Genomic DNA, 16,759 nt, shown 5'->3' with positions numbered 1-16,759 from the left:
GGGGTGGCGGCGCCACCCGGCGACACACGCCGGAACGCGTCAGCGCTGGCGGCGCTCCCGCACGCGCATGTTGATGACGATCGGCGTCCCCTCGAACGGGTAGAGCTCGCGCAGGCGCCGCTGGATGAACCGGCGGTAGCCCGGGTCGAGGAACCCAGTCGTGAACAGCACGAACGTCGGCGGACGCGTCGAGGCCTGCGTGCCGAACAGGATGCGCGGCTGCTTGCCCCCGCGCAGCGGGTGCGGGTGCTCGGCCACGAGCTCGGCGAGGAAGGCGTTGAACTTGCCGGTCGGGATGCGGCGGTCCCAGTTCTCGAGCGCCGTCTCCAGCGCGGGCACCAGCTTGTCGAGGTGTCGCCCGGTCTTCGCGGAGATGTTCACCCGCGGAGCCCACGCCACGTGCGCGAGGTCCTGCTCGATCTCGCGCTCGAGGTACCGGCGGCGGTCGGCGTTCTCCAGGTCGTCGTCGTTCAGGCGGTCCCACTTGTTGAACGCGAGGACGAGCGCGCGGCCCGACTCCAGCACGAGGTCGATGATCCGCACGTCCTGCTCGCTGATCGTCTCCGACACGTCGAGGACCACGACGGCGACCTCGGCCTTCTCCAGCGCGGCCGACGTGCGCAGCGAGGCGTAGAAGTCCGCGCCCTGCGCCATGTGCACGCGGCGACGGATACCGGCCGTGTCGACCAGACGCCACATCTTGCCGCCGAGCTCCACGACCTCGTCGACCGGGTCGCGCGTCGTGCCGGCCAGGTCGTTCACGACCACGCGCTCCTCCCCCGCCGCCTTGTTCAGCAGCGAGGACTTGCCCACGTTGGGGCGACCGAGGATCGCGACACGTCGCGGCCCGCCGATCTCCTGCTTCGCGACCGCCGAGATCTCGGGAAGCTTCTTCAGCACGGCATCCAGGAGATCCGCCACGCCGCGGCCGTGGATGGCCGAGACCGGGTGGGGCTCACCGAGACCGAGGTTCCACAGCGCGGCGGCCTCCGGCTCCTGCCGGGCGTCGTCGATCTTGTTCGCGACCAGGAACACGGGCTTGCCGCTCTTGCGCAGCAGCTTGACCACGTGCTCGTCGGTCGAGGTGGCGCCGACCATCGCGTCGACCACGAACAGCACCACGTCGGACAGGTCGATCGCGACCTCCGCCTGCGCGGCGACCGAGCGGTCGATGCCGCGGGCGTCGGGCTCCCAGCCGCCGGTGTCGACGAGCGTGAAGCGCCGGTCGTTCCATTCGGCCTTGTAGGTGACGCGGTCGCGCGTGACCCCGGGGGTGTCCTCCACCACGGCCTCACGACGACCGAGGATGCGGTTCACGAGCGCCGACTTGCCGACGTTCGGCCGTCCGACGATCGCGACGACCGGCAGCGCGGGCAGGAACTCGATGCCGTCCTCGCCCAGCGAGACGCCCGCGAGGAGCGCGGCATCCTCGTCGTCCAGCTCGTAGTCGGCGAGACCGGCGCGCAGGGTCTCGGCGCGCTGCTCGGCGAGGTGCTCGTCGAGGTTCTCCATCTTCTCGGCGAGCTGGTCGGGGCCGCCTTCGTATTCGTCGTCAGCCACGGTGTGCTCCTCGGAGTCGTTCGATCACCGTGAGGACGGCGTCGATGGTCTGGGGGTAGTCGAGTTCGGTCGAGTCGACGACCTCGACGCCCTCGGCGGCGTTGAGGAAGTCGACGACGGCGCTGTCGGAGGCGTCGCGTCGGTGCAGGGCCGCGGCGACGGCGGCGGCGTTCTCCCCCGCGAGCTCGCCGGCACGGCGTGCGGCGCGCACCTCAGGGGCGGCGGTCAGGAGGATGCGCACGGGGGCATCCGGCGCGACCACCGTCGTGATGTCGCGGCCCTCGACCACGACGGCCGGGTAGGGCGCGTCGGCGACCAGCGCGCGGAACAGCTCGTTCACCTGCGCGCGCACCTCGGGCACGCGGGCGACGCCGCTCACCGCGCCGGAGACCCGCGGTTCGCGGATGGCGTCGGTCACGTCGGTGTCGCCCACCCGGACCGTGCGGTCGTCGGGGTCGAGGCCGAGACGGACCGGGAAGTCGGCCGCGGCGGCGCGCACGGCGGCCGCGTCATCGGTGTCGGCGCCCTGCTCCAGCACATGCCAGGCGAGCGCCCGGTACGCCGAGCCGGTGTCGAGGTAGCCGTAGCCGAGCTGGCGCGCGACCGCCTTGGAGACGCTGGACTTGCCGGAACCGGCCGGCCCGTCGATGGCGATGAACTTCGTGGCGGAGACGGTGGAGGTGTCAGTCATTCGTGTTCCCTGCAATGCGCCAGCCGCGTTCCTGGAGCCCGGTGATCGCGCCGTGCAGCGCCGCGGGGTCGACACTGATCTCGGCCAGACCGAACTGTGCGCCGGGCGAGTGCTCCAGACGCAGGTCCTCGACGTTGACGCCGAGTTCGCCGAGCTCGCCGAACAGGCGGCCAAGCTGTCCGGCGGTGTCGTCGACCATCACCACGAGCGTCTCGAAGCGCCGGTTCTGGCCGTGCTTGCCCGGCAGGCGCTCCACGCCGTCGTTGCCCTGCCGGATGGTCTCCGCGATCACACGGCGCGCGCCGGGGGCCGCCGGCGCCCGCAGCGCCTCCGCGACATCGCCCAGGTCGGCCGCCAGCGCGTCGAGGATCTCCACGACGGGCCCCGCGTTCGCGCCGAGGATCTGCACCCACAGCTCGGGCGCGGAGGCGGCGATGCGCGTCGTGTCGCGCACGCCCTGACCCGCCAGGCGCAGCGCGCCCTCCTCGGCTCCCGCGAGCCGCGCGGCCAGCAGGCTCGCGACGACCTGGGGCACGTGCGAGGTGAGGGCGACCGATCGGTCGTGCTCCTCCGGCGTCATCTCCAGCGGCATCGCGCCCACGTCGAGCGCGAGGGCCTCGACCAGCGCGAGATCCGTGGCCTTCGTGTCCTCGTCGCGGCACACCACCCAGGGCCGCCCGATGAAGAGGTCGGCGCGGGCCGAGATGGCGCCGCCGCGCTCACGCCCCGCGAGCGGGTGCGAGCCGATGTAGCGCGCGAGGTCGACGCCGCGGTCGCGCAGCGTCCGGAACGGTTCGAGCTTGACGCTCGCGACGTCGGTCACGACCGCGTCCGGGTACCGCTCCAGCTCGGCCTGCACCACGTCGGCTGTGACGTCGGGCGGCACGGCCACCACGATCAGCGCGGGGGCGTCGTCGTCGGCGGCGAGTCGACCGGCGCCGTAGTCCACCGCCAGTCGCAGCTGCGCCGGGGAGGCATCCGTGAGCGCCACGTCGACACCCTTGGCCCGCAGCGCATGACCGACGCTCGCGCCGAGCAGGCCGGCACCGACGATGCGGACGGTGCCGGACAGACGCGGCGCGACGGCACCGGTCTTCCGCGCCGTGGGCGCACTCGTCGTGTCGGTCATTCGGTCTCCTGCTCGCCTGGCGCCGCGGCGACACCGGATTCACGGCGCGCGAGGGTCAACAGCGCACCGAGTTCGATTTTACTCAGGTCGCGCGTCTTCCCCGCCGGGAGGGTTCCCAGGTGCAGCGGGCCGAACTGCCGGCGCACGAGCTCGGTCACGGGGTGGCCGACCGCGGCCATCATCCGACGCACGATGCGGTTGCGCCCCGAATGCAGCGTGAGCTCCACCAGGCTCGAGCCGCGCGACGTGTCCAGCAGCCGCGCCTTGTCCGCCGCGATGGGGCCGTCCTCCAGCTCGATGCCCTTCGTGAGCGTGGAGATCGTCTGCGGGGTCACCGTGCCGTCCACCTTGGCGATGTACACCTTGGTCACACCGAACGACGGATGCGCCAGCACGTGCGCGAGCTCGCCGTCGTTCGTGAGCAGCAGCAGCCCGCTGGTCTCGGCGTCGAGGCGCCCCACGTTGTAGAGCCGTTCCTCGTAGTCCTTCGTGAAGCGACGCAGGTCGGGCCGCCCGCTCTCGTCACGCATGCTGCTGACCACCCCGGTGGGCTTGTTCAGCATCACGTAGCGCTTGGTGACGTCGAGCTGCACCGCGGTGCCGTCCACGTCGACCAGGTCGCGCTCGGGGTCGATCCGACGGCCGAGCTCGGTCACGGTCTGCCCGTTCACCCGGATGCGCCCCTCGACGATGTACTGCTCGACGACACGGCGCGAGGCGACGCCCGCCGCCGCGAGGACCTTCTGCAGCCGCACGCCCTCGGGCGCGGTGGCGTCGTCGTGGGCAGCGTTCATCGGAGGGTCCCTTCGTCGAATCCGTCGGCGCCGTCGTCCAGCAACGGCGAGATCGGCGGCAGCTCGTCCAGCGAGTTGATGCCGAGGTGCTGCAGCAGCGCGTCGGTGGTGCCGTAGTTGATCGCCCCGGTCTCGGAGTCCGCAAAGAGCTCGGTGATGAGACCGCGGGCGAGCAGCGTGCGCACGACCGAGTCCACGTTCACGGCGCGGATCGACGCGACCTGGCTGCGGGTGACGGGCTGCTTATAGGCGATCACCGCGAGCGTCTCCAGGGCGGCCTGCGACAGCCGCGCGGGCGCCTGCCCGCCCACGAACTCCGCCACCACGGGGTCGAGGTCTTCGCGCACGTACAGCCGCCACCCGCCACCGACCTCGCGCAGCTCGAAGCCGCGCCGCGGTCCTCGGCCCCGTCCGTCGTAGTCGTCCCCGAGCGCCTCGAGCGTCTGCCGCACGGCCGGCACCGGCGCGCCGACCGCGGCCGCGAGGGCGACCAGGCCGATCGGCTCGTCCACGATGAAGAGGATCGCCTCGACGCGCTCGCTCAACGGCAGCTCGGAGCCCACGACCGTCGCGGCGTCGTCACCCCCGGGCTCGACCTCCGGCGCGGGTGCGACCTCCGGCACGGTCTCGGTCTCGGTCACGTCATCGGTCATAGTCGGCCCCCAGGGTCGCGAGTGTCTCGTCCGACCAGGTGTCGGCGGCCCAGCGGAGCGTCAGCTCGCCGAGCGGTTCCAGTTGTTCGAAGGAGAGCGCCGCGTGGCGGTACAGCTCCAGGACGGAGATGAAGCGCGCCACCACGATTCCCGGCTCGGTGACCCCGGCGACCAGCTCGCGGAAGCTGATCGACTCGGTGCCGCGCAGCAGCGTCACGACGATCGCCGCCTGCTCGCGGATGCTCACCAGCGGTGCGTGCAGGTGATCGAGCCCGACGTGCGGCATCTCCTTGGGCGCGAAAGCCAGCAGTGCCAGCGCCGCGAAGTCGTCCGCGCTCAGCGACCACACCAGCTCCGGTGTCTTGCGGCGGTGCTTCTCCTCCAGCGGCACCGCCCGCACGTGACGGCGGTCCTCCCGCTGCAGGCACCGCGCGAACCACGCCGACACCTCCTTGAACGCCCGGTACTGCAGCAGGCGCGCGAACAGCAGGTCGCGCGCCTCCAGCAGCGCCACGGCCTCGGCGTCGACGAGCTCGCCCTGCGGCAGGAGGCCGGCGACCTTCATGTCGAGCAGCGTCGCGGCCACCACGAGGAACTCCGACGCCTGGTCGAGCTCCTCCTCGTCCTCCAGCTCGGCGAGGTAGGCGATGAACTCGTTCGTGACCGCGCTCAGCGACACCTCGGTGATGTCCATCTCGTGCTTCGAGATGAGATTCAGCAGCAGGTCGAACGGTCCGTCGAAGTTCGACAGCGAGACGCGGAAGCCCGTGTCGCCCTCCGCGGGGGCGACGGCCTCGGCGGTCGGATCGGTCTCGGCGTGCTCAGGCGACGGCGCCACGGGCGACCAGCTCCCGCGCCAGCCGCAGATACGCCTGCGCGGCGGCGTGCTCCGGCGCGAACTCGGTGATGGGCACGCCGGAGACCGAAGCGTCGGGGAACTTCACGGTGCGGCCGATCACGGTCTCCAGCACGTCGTCGCCGAAGGCCTCCACCACGCGCTCCAGCACCTCGCGCGAGTGCAGCGTGCGCGGGTCGTACATGGTCGCCAGCAGCCCGTCCATCGTGATCGACGGGTTCAGGCGGTCGCGCACCTTGTCGATGGTCTCGATCAGCAGCGCCACCCCGCGCAGGGCGAAGAACTCGCACTCGAGCGGGATGATCACGCCGTGCGCGGCGGTGAGGGCGTTGACCGTGAGCAGGCCGAGCGAGGGCTGGCAGTCGATCAGGATGACGTCGTACTCGCCCGCGACCTGGCGGAGCACCCGCGCAAGGATGGTCTCGCGGGCCACCTCGTTGACCAGGTGCACCTCGGCGGCCGACAGGTCGATGTTCGCGGGCAGCACGTCGAGGCCCTCGACGTTGGAGTGGACGATCGCCTCGTGCGCGTCACGCTTCGTGTCCAGCAGCAGGTCGTACACGGTGGGGACGTCGTGGGTCTGGATGCCCAGGCCCGCGGACAGCGCACCCTGCGGGTCGAAGTCGACGGCGAGCACCTTGCGGCCGTACTCCGCGAGGGACGCGGCGAGGTTGATCGAGGTGGTCGTCTTGCCGACGCCGCCCTTCTGGTTGCAGAGGGCGATGATGCGCGCGGGACCGTGCGACTTCAGCGGCGCCGGGATCGGGAAGCCGCGGTAGGGGCGGCCGGTGGGTCCCATGGGGGTGTCGTCGGCCTTCTTCGCCTTCGCCCTGGACTTCGCCGCGTTCTCAGCCACCGGTTCTCCTGCTCCTTCGTGCTTGCTCGATTGTAGCGGCCGGGCCGGTCTCGGGCCGTCCCGGCGCGCGGCGGCGGACCCAGGCGACCGCGCGAGTCAGCGGGCCCGCGGGTGCGACGTGGCGTACACGTCGCGCAGCGCGTCGACCGACACGTGCGTGTAGATCTGGGTCGTGGCGACCGACGAGTGCCCGAGCAGCTCCTGCACGACGCGCACGTCCGCGCCGCCCTGCAGCAGATGCGTCGCGAACGAGTGCCGCAGGGTGTGCGGCGACACCTCGGCCGTGATCTGCGCCCGCTCCGCCGCCGCCCGGATCACCAGCCACGCGCTCTGCCGGGACAGCGGCGCACCGCGGGCGCCGAGGAACAGGCGCGCCGAGGCTCTGCCCTTCGCGGCGAGCCCGGGACGCACCCGCGTCAGGTACGCGTCGACCGCGTTACGCGCGTACGAGCCCACCGGCACGATGCGCTCCTTCGACCCCTTGCCGCGCAGCCGCAGCACCTCCCCGTGCGCGAGGTCGTCGACGTCGAGCCCGACCGCCTCCGACACGCGGGCGCCCGTGGCGTACAGCAGCTCCAGCAGCGCGCGGTCGCGGATGCCGAGCGGCTCCTCCGGCGACGGCGCCGCGAGCAGGCGCTCGACCTGCTCGATCGTCAGCGCCTTCGGCAGCCTCCGCGGAGCCTTGGGCGGACGCAGCCGGCCGCTGGGGTCGTCGGCCTCGATCCCCTCGCGCGCCAGGAAGCGGTGCCACCCGCGCACGGACGACTGCAACCGGGCAAGGCTCGTGGCCGCGGGGGCGGGCTCGGCAGACGCACGCTCGGCGATGAAGCGGTCGATCACCGCGGGGGTCACCTCGGTCGTGTCGGTGATACCCTCGGCGGCGAGCCACCCCCGGTAGCCGTCGAGGTCGCGCCGGTACGCCGCGATCGTGTGCGCGCTCAGTCCGCGCTCGATCGTGACGTGACGCAGATACGCGTCGAGGGCGCGATCGAGCAGCATGTCAGCCCCGGTCGCGGAGCCTCTGCGCGGCCGCGAGCACACCGATCGCGAGGATGCCGTTGCGCGTGCGACCGTCGAGCACCGCGGCCACCGCGTCGTCGAGGGGCACCCAGGCGAGCCGGATGTCGGCCTCCTCGTCCTCCCGGGAGTGTGCGGCGTCGGCGGCCGTGATGCCCGTGGCGAGGAACAGCTGGATCAGCTCGTCGTTCCCGCCCGGCGTGGTCCACGACGACACCAGGGGCTCCCAGTGCGCCGCGACCAGGTCGGCCTCCTCCGCGAGCTCGCGCTGCGCGGCCGCGGCAGGGTCCTCCCCTGGCACGTCGAGCAGACCGGCGGGCAGCTCCCAATCGCGGTGCCGGATCGGGTGCCGGTACTGCTGGATCAGCAGCACCCGGCCCCCGTCGTCCAGCGCGACGATCGCCACCGCGCCGGGATGGGCGACGTACTGGCGCACGATCTCACCGTCGCCGTAACGCACACGGTCGGAGCGCACGTCCCACACCCGCCCCTCATACACGAGCTCGGAGGACAAGACCACGGGGTCGAGCGGCTCGTCGCGCAGCGGACCGCCGTCGGGCAGGGCGCCGATGTCACTCATCGGCGCTGACGTCGAACAGCTCGCTCGCGCGGTGCCGCTCGATCGCCGCACCCACCAGTCCGCGGAACAGCGGGTGCGGGTCGGTCGGGCGCGACCGCAGCTCGGGGTGGGCCTGCGTGGCGATGTAGTACGGGTGCACGTCGCGCGGCAGCTCCACGTACTCGACCAGGTCCAGCTCGGGGTTCAGGCCGGAGAACACCAGCCCGGCCTCGGACAGCCGGTCGCGGTACGCGTTGTTGACCTCGTAGCGGTGGCGGTGCCGCTCCGACGCCTCCGGGGTGCCGTACAGCTCCCGCGCCAGCGAGCCCTCCGCGAGGGCGGCCTGGTAGAGCCCCAGGCGCATGGTGCCGCCCAGGTCGCCGCCGTCGAGGATCTCGACCTGCTCGGCCATGGTCGCGATCACGGGCTCCTTCGTCTCCGGGTCGAACTCGCTCGACGATGCGCCCTCGATGCCGGCCACATCGCGGGCGAACTCGATCACCATGCACTGCAGGCCGAGGCACAGTCCGAGCGTGGGGATGCCCTGCTCGCGCGCGAACTTCAGCGCGCCGAGCTTGCCCTCGATGCCGCGGATGCCGAAGCCGCCCGGCACGCAGATGCCGTCGAGCTCGGCGAGCTGCTCCTGGGCGCCCTCCGGGGTCTCGCACAGGTCGGAGGGGATCCAGCGGATGTGCACTTTGGTCTCCTGCGCGAAACCGCCGGCCTTGAGGGCCTCCGTCACCGAGAGGTACGCGTCGGGGAGGTCGATGTACTTGCCGACGAGGCCGATCGTGACCTCGTGCTTCGGGTTGTGCACCGCGTGCAGCACCTTGTTCCACCGCGTCCAGTCGACGTCGTCCGCCTTCTGGTCCAGACCGAGGCGCCGCACGATGTACGAGTCGAGCTCCTGCTCGTTCAGCGTGGAGGGGATGTCGTAGATGCTCGGGAGGTCGACCGTGTTGATGACGCCCTCGACGTCCACGTCGCACATCAGGGCGATCTTGTTGCGGTTGCTCGCGCTCACGGGACGGTCGCTGCGCAGCACCAGCGCGTCGGGCTGGATGCCCACCTGACGGAGAGCTGCGACGGAGTGCTGCGTCGGCTTGGTCTTCTGCTCACCGGAGGCGCCCATGAACGGCACGAGCGACACGTGCACGAAGAACACGTTGTCGCGGCCGAGCTCATGACGCAGCTGACGCGCGGCCTCCAGGAACGGCTGCGACTCGATGTCGCCCACCGTGCCGCCGACCTCGGTGATGATGACGTCGGGGCGCGGGTCCTCGGTCGCCTGCAGGCGCATGCGGCGCTTGATCTCGTCGGTGATGTGCGGGATGACCTGCACGGTGTCCCCGAGGTACTCGCCGCGGCGCTCCCGGGCGATGACCTGCGAGTAGATCTGGCCGGTGGTCACGTTGGCCGCCTGCGACAGGTTGATGTCGAGGAAGCGCTCGTAGTGACCGATGTCGAGATCGGTCTCCGCGCCGTCGTCGGTGACGAACACCTCGCCGTGCTGGAACGGGTTCATGGTGCCCGGATCCACGTTCAGATACGGGTCGAGCTTCTGCATGACCACGCGGAGTCCGCGGGCGGTGAGCAGGTTGCCCAGGCTGGCCGCGGTGAGGCCCTTGCCCAAAGACGAAACGACACCACCAGTCACGAAGATGTGCTTGGTCGTGTCGTTCTTGGGCCCCGCAGAAGAAGAGTTCATCACGGGCTTCTATCCTAACAGTTCCCTCAGACGCCGAGGCTGAGAAGTTCGCGGGCATGGGTGAGCGCGGCGTCGGAATCGGCGAGGCCGGACAGCAGCCGCGCCATCTCGGCCTCCCGCTCCTCCCCCTCCAGACGCCGCACGCTCGAGGCGGTGACGGCCCCGTCGTTGGACTTGACGACCGTGAGGTGGTTGTTCGCGAACGCGGCGACCTGCGCCAGATGCGTCACCGCGATCACCTGCGACTTCTCCGCCAGCCGGGCGAGTCGCCGGCCGACCTCGATGGCCGCGGCCCCGCCGATGCCGGCGTCGACCTCGTCGAACACGAACGTGGGCACCGGGTCGGTCGCCGCGATGACGACCTCGATCGCGAGCATCACACGCGACAGCTCGCCGCCCGAGGCGCCCTTGGCCACCGACCGCGGTTCGGCTCCGGGGTGCGGGGCCAGCAGGATCGCCACGTCGTCGCGCCCGTGCGTGCTCTCGGCGCCGGGGGTGACCGAGACCTCCAGGCGGGCATCGGGCATCGCGAGCGCGTGGAGCTCCGCGGTGACGGCGTCGCCCAGGCGGACGGCGGCCTCCGTGCGGACGGCGGTCAGGGCGTCCGCCGCGGCGTCGAGCGCGGTACGCGCCTCCTCCCGCTCGGCGGTGAGACGCTGCAATCGCTCGCCGTCGTCGTCGAGCTCCGCGAGGCGCGTCGAGCCCGTCTGCCACAGTCGGATGGCGTCGTCGAGGGACCCGTGCGCACGGATCAGCACGCCCAGCGCCGCCCGCCGCTCCTCGACCGCGGCGAGTTCGTGCGGGCCCGACTCGTCGAGGTCGGCGAGGAAGCCGGACAGCTGCCCGGCGGCGTCGGCGATACGGTAGCCGATGTCGGCGAGCGTCTCGGCGACCTCCGCGAGCGTCGCATCCGAGACCCGTTCGAGCGCCCGCCGCGCCTCCGCGACCAGTGCCGACGCATCCGGCTCGCCCTCCTCGTTCGAGAGCGCCCCGTGCGCGAGCGAGGCGGCCAGTCGCAGCTCCTCGGCGTTCGCGAGCCGTTCGGCGCGGGCCGCGAGTTCGGCGTCTTCACCCGCCTCTGGTGCGGTCGCCTCGATCAGCGCGAGATCTTCCCGCAGTCGCGCGGCCTCCTCCGCCCGGCGGTCGCGGTTGCCCGTGATCTCGGCGATCTCCGCGTCGAGGCCGCGCCAGCGCTCGAAGGCCGTGCCGTAGTGCTCCAGCGCCCGGGCGATCGCGTCACCGCCGAAGCGGTCGAGGGCGTCGCGCTGCGCAGCGGCGGACCGCAGCCGCAACTGCTCGGACTGGCCGTGCACGACCACCAGCTCGTCGGCGAGGGCGGACAGCACGCCGGCCGGAGCGGCGCGACCCCCCACGCTCGCCCTGCTTCGGCCCTCGGCGTTGAGGGTGCGCGACACGTACAGTTCGGCGCTGCCGCCACCGACCGGTTCGAGTTCGCCCCCGGCGTCGGCGACGATGTCTGCCACGTCCCCGGTCTCGGGCACGACCCAGACTCCCGCCACCGAGGCCTGGCCGGCTCCGGCGCGCACGGCGCCCGAGTCGGCGCGCTGTCCGAGCAGCAGCCCGAGCCCCGTGACGACCATCGTCTTGCCCGCACCGGTCTCGCCGGTGATGGCGGTGAACCCCGGTCCGAGCGGGAGCACGGCGTCGGCGATCACACCGAGGCCCCGCAGGCGCATCTCCTCGATCACGGCTGGTTCCTCCGGTCCTGTCCGCGCCACCCTTCGACCGGCAGCTGGAACTTGCGCACCAGCCGGTTCGTGAACGCGGTCGGGTGCAGGCGCGCGAGGCGCACCGGCCGCGAGGACCGTCGCACCACCACACGCGCTCCGGGCGGGAGCTCGTGCGAGCGTCGGCCGTCGCACCAGAGGATGCCGGAGCCGTCCGTGCGCTCGAGCATCTCGATCGCGACCGCCGCGTCGGGGCTCACCACGAGCGGCTTCGCGAACAGCGCGTGGGCGGAGAGCGGCACCACGGCGATGGCCTCCACGGTCGGCCAGATCACGGGCCCGCCGGCGGAGAAGTTGTAGGCGGTGGATCCCGTCGGGGTGGACACGACCATGCCGTCGCAGCCGAAGCTCGACAGCGGGCGGCCGTCGATCTCCAGCACGACCTCGATCATCCGCTCCCTGCTGGCCTTCTCGACTGTCGCCTCGTTCAGGGCCCAGGTCTCGTAGACGACGTCGCCGGCGGCGTCCTTCACCCGCACCGAGAGCGCCAGGCGCTCCTCCACGTCGTAGTCGCGGGCGATGACACGGCGCACCGCGTCGTCCATGTCGTCGGGGTCGATCTCGGCGAGGAAGCCGACGTGGCCCATGTTGATGCCGAGCACGGGGGCACCGCTGTCGCGCACGAGCTCCGCGGCGCGCAGGATCGTGCCGTCACCGCCGAGGACGATGGCCAGCTCGAGCGCGGTCGGGTCGGCGGAGACGCCCAGGACGTCGACGTCGGCGAAGAACGGGTCGACGGCGGAGAGCGCATCGTGGTCGTCGGGCGCGAGGACCGGGCGGGCACCCGCTCCCCGCAGGGCATCGGTCACGCGACGGGCCGCTTCCACCGTCTCGACGCGGCCGGCGTGCGCGACCACCAGGATCCAGCGCTCGTTCATCGTCCCCCTGCCAGCCGGTTGATGGTGTCCATCCATTCTGTCGGATTGCTGCCGCGTCCCGGCGCGAGGTGCACGAGATACTCCGCGTTTCCGTGCGTGCCGAGGATCGGGGAGGGAAGGATGCCGAGCATCCCGAACCCCGCGTCCCACGCGCTCCAGACGACGCGGGCCACGGCGTCGGCGCGGGTGGCCGGATCGGTGACCAGTCCCCCGCGCACCGCGGTGCGCCCGACCTCGAACTGCGGCTTCACGAGCAGCAGCACGTCGGCGCCCGGCGCGGCGACGGCGGCGATCGCCGGGAGGACGAGTTCGAGTGAGATGAACGACAGGTCGCCGACGATCAGGTCGGGCGGCGCGGGCTCGCCCGTCGCGTCCGCGAGGCTCTGCGGTGTCATGTGCCGCACGTTGAAGCCCTCGACCGACACGACCCCGTCGTCCGCGGCGATGACGGGAGCCAGCTGTCCGTGTCCGACGTCGACCGCGAGCACCCGCCGCGCACCGCGCTCGCGCAGCACCTGGGTGAATCCGCCGGTCGAGGCGCCCATGTCGAGCGCGAGCCGGTCGGCGACCGCGACGCCGAAGCCGTCGAGGGCGGCGACGAGCTTGTGCGCGGCGCGCCCGACGTAGTGGTCGGCGCCGGCCACGGTGAGCTCACTGTCGTCCTGGACCGGCGTGGACGCCTTGACGACGGGGCGACCGTCGACGCTCACGAGGCCCTCCGCGATGAGGGTGGCGGCATGGCTGCGCGACCGGGCGAGTCCCCGCGAGGCGAGGGCGGCGTCGAGTCGCGTCATCGTGTTCCCGGGGTCTCCCGCTGGTCGAGCCGTGATCCGCTCTCCAGCCGCCGCGAGAGCTCGTCGTGCAGCGCGGAGTAAGCGTCGGCGCGAGCCGGAAGCGGCTGCCCTTCGATCAGGCGCAGGCGGCTCCACAGGCCGTCCGTCGGCGCACCGGTCGTCTCATCGCTCACGGGTTCCACTGTACGCGGCTCCTCGGACAGCCGACGGAGCCACGCGTGTGGTCAGGGGCGGTGGAACGGGTCGTCGTACAGCCGCTCGGGCACGCGCAGCACGAACACCGGAGTGCCCGAGGCCCAGATCGCGGCAGCTCCGGCCCGCAGCAGGTCGAGCTGGTTCCCGGACTCCGCGACGATCTCCACGTCCGCGCCGTGCACCCGCACCGCCGCGCCGCCGACGTCGTACACGCCGTCCGTCACCGTCGGGACCGGGTACGGCTCGTGCAGCCCGCGGAGGTCGCCGAGGATGTAGGTCGGGCGCGACCCCTCGGGCGCCGCGAGCACGTGCTTGGGGCGGTCGATCCCGGTCAGCACGAGGGCGGAGTCGATGCCGGCTCGGCTCGCTCCCATGATGTCGGTGTCGAGGCGGTCGCCGATGAACAGCGCCGTGGACGCGCCGAAGCGGTCCAGGGCCTCCTGGAAGATGGGGGTCTCCGGCTTTCCTGCCACCGTGGCCAGCCGCCCGACGGCGGTGTGCACCGCGGACACGAGGGTGCCGTTGCCGGGGGCGACGCCGCGTTCGCGCGGGATCGTCCAGTCGGTGTTGGTGGCGATCCAGGGGATGCCGCCCTCCTCCTCGGGGACCTTGAGCGCGAAGGCCGCTTCGGCGAGGTCGGTCCACGCGACCTCGGGGGCGAAGCCCTGCACGACCGCCTGTGGGTCGGCGTCAGCGCTGCGGGTCACCGTGTACCCGGCCTTCTGCACCTCATCGACGAGACCGTCGCCTCCGACGACGAGGATCGTCGCGGGAGGGGGAACGATCCCCGAGAGCAGTCGCATGGCCGCCTGCGGGCTCGTGACCACGTCGTCCGGCGCGACCGTGAGGCCCAGGCTCGTGAGGTGCGCCGCGACGGATGCGTCGGTCCGCGCCGCGTTGTTGGTGATGTACCCCAGACGCGCCGTGGCGGCTGCGGCGTTGAGGCTCTCCACGGCGTGCGGCAGGGCCCCGGGCCCGGCATACACGACTCCGTCGAGGTCGGCGAGGATCGTGTCGACGCCGTCCAGCGGAGTGCGGGGCGTCTGACGCCTGCGCGTGAAGAGCGCCATCACGCCTCCGGCTTCGAGGAACCGGACTCGTCGTCTTCGCCGACCTCGTCGACGTCTTCGCCGAGGAGCTCGCGAACCTCGTCCTCGATCGTGGGCTCGGCCTCGCCGTCCTCACCGAAGAGCTCGGTCCCGGCACCATCCCTGTCGCCGTCGCGTCCAGAGGCAGCATCGTCGTCGCTGTCCAGGTCTCGGCCCGCGTCGACGTCGAGGTCCGCGTCGCGATCCACGACACCATCACGATCCACGGCACCGTCCACGGCACCGTCCACGGCGTCACCATCAGCATCCGCGCCACCGTCAGCATCCGCGCCACCGTCCACGGCGTCACCGTCGAGGCGGGCGGCATCGTCGCGGGTGCCGTCACCGTCGCGGGTGCCGTCACCGCCGCCAACGGCGTCACCGTCAGGCGTAGCAGTGCCGTCACCGTGATCGTCGAGGAACTCGTCGTCGATGAGGCCGTCTTCGACGTAGATCTCCTCGTCGCCGGCTTCGTCGACGCCGAGCGCCTCCGCCGCGACGTCGGCGCGGTGGGCCCAGAATTCGGCCTCGTCGGTGCGTCCGAGGTCTTCCAGGACGGCTGCCCGCGCGGAGAACAGGGCCGGGCTCCACTCGAACGCACGATCGGGATCGAGCTCGGGAATCTCGAGCTCACCGAGAGCCAGCTCCAGGTCGCCCTGGTCGAGCCTCGCGCCCGACATCGCGATCGCAAGAGCCACCCGCACCGCGGTGTCGAGGGTGGAGCGGTCCACGGCACGACCGGTCTCGAGTGCTCGGTCAGGACGGCCGATTCCGCGCTCGCTGTCGACCATGAGCGCGATCTGGTCGTCCTTCCCGGAGATCCTGCGATAGGTGCGCAGCTCGCGAAGAGCCAGGGCGAAGTCACCTGTCGCATAGGCCGTGATGCCGAGCGTCTCGCGGACGATCGCAATGCGACCGGCCCGGCGCGACGCCGCCAGTGCATGCTCGTGTGCCAACGCGGGGTCTTCGTCGATCAGACGCGAGGCCATCGCCAGGTGTCGGGCGACGTGCTCCGCGTTCTCCTTGCTGAGCGTCTTCAGCTCGTTGCGCGCGGAGGAGTGCAGATCCCGGGCCGTGACCTCGTCCGGAACGGTCGGCTCGTCGAACCGGGCACGCTCGTTCGACGCGTTGGCCGGACGCTCACGCCCGGCACCGCCGCGCTGCGGGAACGACCGCGACCGGTCACTCCCCCGCTCACGCTCCGTCCGCCCTTCGCGACGCTGACCGCCATCACGGCTGAAGCCACCCTCACGACGCTGCCCACCATCACGGCTGTACCCACCCTCGCGACGCTGACCACCGTCACGGCTGTAGCCACCCTCGCGACGAGGAGCCGCGTCACGGCTGTACCCACCCTCGCGACGCTGACCGCCATCACGGCTGTAGCCCCCTTCGCGACGCTGGCCACCGTCACGGCTGAAGCCACCCTCACGACGCTGACCGCCATCACGGCTGAAGCCACCCTCGCGACGCTGACCACCGTCACGGCTGAAGCCACCCTCCCGACGAGGAGCCGCGTCACGGCTGTACCCACCCTCACGACGCTGACCACCATCACGGCTGTAGCCACCCTCACGACGCTGACCGCCGCCATCACGGTTGAAGCCGCCCTCACGACGCTGCCCACCGTCACGGTTGAAGCCGCCCTCACGACGCTGACCACCATCACGGCTGTACCCGCCCTCACGACGCGGACCACCATCACGGCTGTACCCGCCCTCACGACGCTGACCACCATCACGTCTGTACCCGCCCTCACGACGCTGACCGCCGCCATCACGGCTGTAGCCACCCTCACGACGCTGACCGCCGCCATCACGGCTGTAGCCACCCTCACGACGCTGACCGCCGCCATCACGGCTGTACCCGCCCTCACGACGCTGATCACCATCACGGTCAGGGCGAGCCTCACCTCGCGAACCGCGGGCATCAGAGCCAGATCGTGGGCGCGAGGCACCATCGCGATACACAGGGCGCCCACCGGAACGGTTGCCGCGCGGTCCTCCATCGTCACTGCGACGCGGACGGCGCTCTTCCTCTTCCGGCATGGTGCTCCCTATTCTCGTTGTTCGTCAAACGCAAAATGGCCACCCAACGATGGGTGGCCATTTTGACTAAAAGGAGTCCGGCGGTGTCCTACTCTCCCACAGGGTCCCCCCTGCAGTACCATCGGCGCTGTGAGGCTTAGCTTCCGGGTTCGGAATGTGACCGGGCGTTTCCCTCACGCTATGGC

The 16,759-nt window shown here is 71.7% G+C and carries 17 protein-coding genes and 1 rRNA gene; 1 reads left to right on the top strand and 17 read right to left on the bottom strand.

Annotation, left to right across the window (positions count from 1 at the left end; genetic code table 11):
- Positions 1-39: 39 nt before the first annotated feature.
- From der to KZC56_RS14550, 16 genes are all read right to left on the bottom strand, one after another.
- A complete protein-coding gene (gene der, locus KZC56_RS14625) occupies positions 40-1,512 on the bottom strand; it encodes a ribosome biogenesis GTPase Der (protein ID WP_206253550.1) in 1,473 nt (490 codons plus the stop codon).
- A 40-nt stretch (positions 1,513-1,552) separates the two neighbouring features.
- A complete protein-coding gene (cmk, locus tag KZC56_RS14620) occupies positions 1,553-2,251 on the bottom strand; it encodes a (d)CMP kinase (protein ID WP_136031217.1) in 699 nt (232 codons plus the stop codon).
- On the bottom strand, positions 2,244-3,380 hold the full coding sequence (locus tag KZC56_RS14615) for a prephenate dehydrogenase (RefSeq protein ID WP_206253235.1): 1,137 nt from the start codon (positions 3,378-3,380) through the stop codon (positions 2,244-2,246). Before KZC56_RS14615 ends, cmk begins: the two co-directional genes overlap by 8 nt.
- Positions 3,377-4,174 carry a pseudouridine synthase gene (locus KZC56_RS14610; protein ID WP_136031213.1) on the bottom strand — a complete coding sequence of 266 codons (798 nt, stop codon included), beginning with the start codon at positions 4,172-4,174 and terminating at the stop codon, positions 3,377-3,379. The genes KZC56_RS14615 and KZC56_RS14610 overlap by 4 nt, the downstream gene beginning before the upstream one ends.
- A complete protein-coding gene (gene scpB / locus KZC56_RS14605) occupies positions 4,171-4,827 on the bottom strand; it encodes an SMC-Scp complex subunit ScpB (protein ID WP_247638895.1) in 657 nt (218 codons plus the stop codon). The genes KZC56_RS14610 and scpB overlap by 4 nt, the downstream gene beginning before the upstream one ends.
- On the bottom strand, positions 4,817-5,665 hold the full coding sequence (locus tag KZC56_RS14600) for a segregation and condensation protein A (RefSeq protein ID WP_136031211.1): 849 nt from the start codon (positions 5,663-5,665) through the stop codon (positions 4,817-4,819). Before KZC56_RS14600 ends, scpB begins: the two co-directional genes overlap by 11 nt.
- On the bottom strand, positions 5,649-6,482 hold the full coding sequence (locus KZC56_RS14595; RefSeq protein ID WP_136031369.1) for a ParA family protein: 834 nt from the start codon (positions 6,480-6,482) through the stop codon (positions 5,649-5,651). Before KZC56_RS14595 ends, KZC56_RS14600 begins: the two co-directional genes overlap by 17 nt.
- A gap of 153 nt (positions 6,483-6,635) precedes the next feature.
- Positions 6,636-7,538 carry a site-specific tyrosine recombinase XerD gene (gene xerD, locus KZC56_RS14590; RefSeq protein ID WP_136031209.1) on the bottom strand — a complete coding sequence of 301 codons (903 nt, stop codon included), beginning with the start codon at positions 7,536-7,538 and terminating at the stop codon, positions 6,636-6,638.
- Between the two features lies 1 nt (position 7,539).
- Complete coding sequence (locus KZC56_RS14585; protein ID WP_247638894.1) at positions 7,540-8,136, bottom strand: NUDIX domain-containing protein; 597 nt, start codon at positions 8,134-8,136, stop codon at positions 7,540-7,542.
- Positions 8,129-9,823: a CTP synthase gene (pyrG, locus tag KZC56_RS14580; RefSeq protein ID WP_136035358.1), complete on the bottom strand. Its 1,695-nt coding sequence runs from the start codon at positions 9,821-9,823 to the stop codon at positions 8,129-8,131. Before pyrG ends, KZC56_RS14585 begins: the two co-directional genes overlap by 8 nt.
- Positions 9,824-9,849: 26 nt before the next feature.
- Positions 9,850-11,532: a DNA repair protein RecN gene (recN, locus tag KZC56_RS14575; RefSeq protein ID WP_247638893.1), complete on the bottom strand. Its 1,683-nt coding sequence runs from the start codon at positions 11,530-11,532 to the stop codon at positions 9,850-9,852.
- Positions 11,529-12,449 (bottom strand): NAD kinase, encoded by a 921-nt coding sequence (locus tag KZC56_RS14570; protein ID WP_136031201.1) that lies wholly within the window; start codon positions 12,447-12,449, stop codon positions 11,529-11,531. Before KZC56_RS14570 ends, recN begins: the two co-directional genes overlap by 4 nt.
- On the bottom strand, positions 12,446-13,243 hold the full coding sequence (locus tag KZC56_RS14565) for a TlyA family RNA methyltransferase (RefSeq protein ID WP_136035360.1): 798 nt from the start codon (positions 13,241-13,243) through the stop codon (positions 12,446-12,448). Before KZC56_RS14565 ends, KZC56_RS14570 begins: the two co-directional genes overlap by 4 nt.
- A complete protein-coding gene (locus KZC56_RS14560; protein ID WP_168387201.1) occupies positions 13,240-13,416 on the bottom strand; it encodes a hypothetical protein in 177 nt (58 codons plus the stop codon). Before KZC56_RS14560 ends, KZC56_RS14565 begins: the two co-directional genes overlap by 4 nt.
- Before the next feature lie 51 nt (positions 13,417-13,467).
- Complete coding sequence (locus tag KZC56_RS14555) at positions 13,468-14,508, bottom strand: HAD-IIA family hydrolase (RefSeq protein WP_136044929.1); 1,041 nt, start codon at positions 14,506-14,508, stop codon at positions 13,468-13,470.
- Positions 14,508-15,515 carry a hypothetical protein gene (locus tag KZC56_RS14550; protein ID WP_247638892.1) on the bottom strand — a complete coding sequence of 336 codons (1,008 nt, stop codon included), beginning with the start codon at positions 15,513-15,515 and terminating at the stop codon, positions 14,508-14,510. The genes KZC56_RS14555 and KZC56_RS14550 overlap by 1 nt, the downstream gene beginning before the upstream one ends.
- Before the next feature lie 69 nt (positions 15,516-15,584).
- On the opposite strand from KZC56_RS14550, the gene KZC56_RS14545 reads away from it, so the two are divergent.
- Positions 15,585-16,640, top strand: a complete 1,056-nt coding sequence (locus KZC56_RS14545; protein WP_247639005.1) for a hypothetical protein — start codon at positions 15,585-15,587, stop codon at positions 16,638-16,640.
- Between the two features lie 9 nt (positions 16,641-16,649).
- On the opposite strand, the gene rrf is transcribed toward KZC56_RS14545, so the two are convergent.
- A 5S ribosomal RNA gene (rrf, locus tag KZC56_RS14540) occupies positions 16,650-16,759 on the bottom strand; the annotation flags it as partial.

The sequence above is a fragment of the Microbacterium sufflavum genome (genome assembly GCF_023091155.1).
Taxonomy (GTDB): Bacteria; Actinomycetota; Actinomycetes; order Actinomycetales; family Microbacteriaceae; genus Microbacterium; species Microbacterium sufflavum.
The sequence above is the reverse complement of the archived record's forward strand: the minus strand, read 5'-3'. Positions and strand labels throughout refer to the sequence as shown.

Excerpts from the sequence above, each read along its gene's own strand:
- der (WP_206253550.1), bottom strand. The coding sequence starts at position 1,512 with ATGGAGAACCTCGACGAGCACCTCGCCGAGCAGCGCGCCGAGACCCTG.
- cmk (WP_136031217.1), bottom strand. The coding sequence starts at position 2,251 with ATGACTGACACCTCCACCGTCTCCGCCACGAAGTTCATCGCCATCGAC.
- KZC56_RS14615 (WP_206253235.1), bottom strand. The coding sequence starts at position 3,380 with ATGACCGACACGACGAGTGCGCCCACGGCGCGGAAGACCGGTGCCGTC.
- KZC56_RS14610 (WP_136031213.1), bottom strand. The coding sequence starts at position 4,174 with ATGAACGCTGCCCACGACGACGCCACCGCGCCCGAGGGCGTGCGGCTG.
- scpB (WP_247638895.1), bottom strand. The coding sequence starts at position 4,827 with ATGACCGATGACGTGACCGAGACCGAGACCGTGCCGGAGGTCGCACCC.
- KZC56_RS14595 (WP_136031369.1), bottom strand. The coding sequence starts at position 6,482 with ATGGGACCCACCGGCCGCCCCTACCGCGGCTTCCCGATCCCGGCGCCG.
- xerD (WP_136031209.1), bottom strand. The coding sequence starts at position 7,538 with ATGCTGCTCGATCGCGCCCTCGACGCGTATCTGCGTCACGTCACGATC.
- KZC56_RS14585 (WP_247638894.1), bottom strand. The coding sequence starts at position 8,136 with ATGAGTGACATCGGCGCCCTGCCCGACGGCGGTCCGCTGCGCGACGAG.
- pyrG (WP_136035358.1), bottom strand. The coding sequence starts at position 9,823 with ATGAACTCTTCTTCTGCGGGGCCCAAGAACGACACGACCAAGCACATC.
- KZC56_RS14570 (WP_136031201.1), bottom strand. The coding sequence starts at position 12,449 with ATGAACGAGCGCTGGATCCTGGTGGTCGCGCACGCCGGCCGCGTCGAG.
- KZC56_RS14565 (WP_136035360.1), bottom strand. The coding sequence starts at position 13,243 with ATGACGCGACTCGACGCCGCCCTCGCCTCGCGGGGACTCGCCCGGTCG.
- KZC56_RS14555 (WP_136044929.1), bottom strand. The coding sequence starts at position 14,508 with ATGGCGCTCTTCACGCGCAGGCGTCAGACGCCCCGCACTCCGCTGGAC.
- KZC56_RS14550 (WP_247638892.1), bottom strand. The coding sequence starts at position 15,515 with ATGGCCTCGCGTCTGATCGACGAAGACCCCGCGTTGGCACACGAGCAT.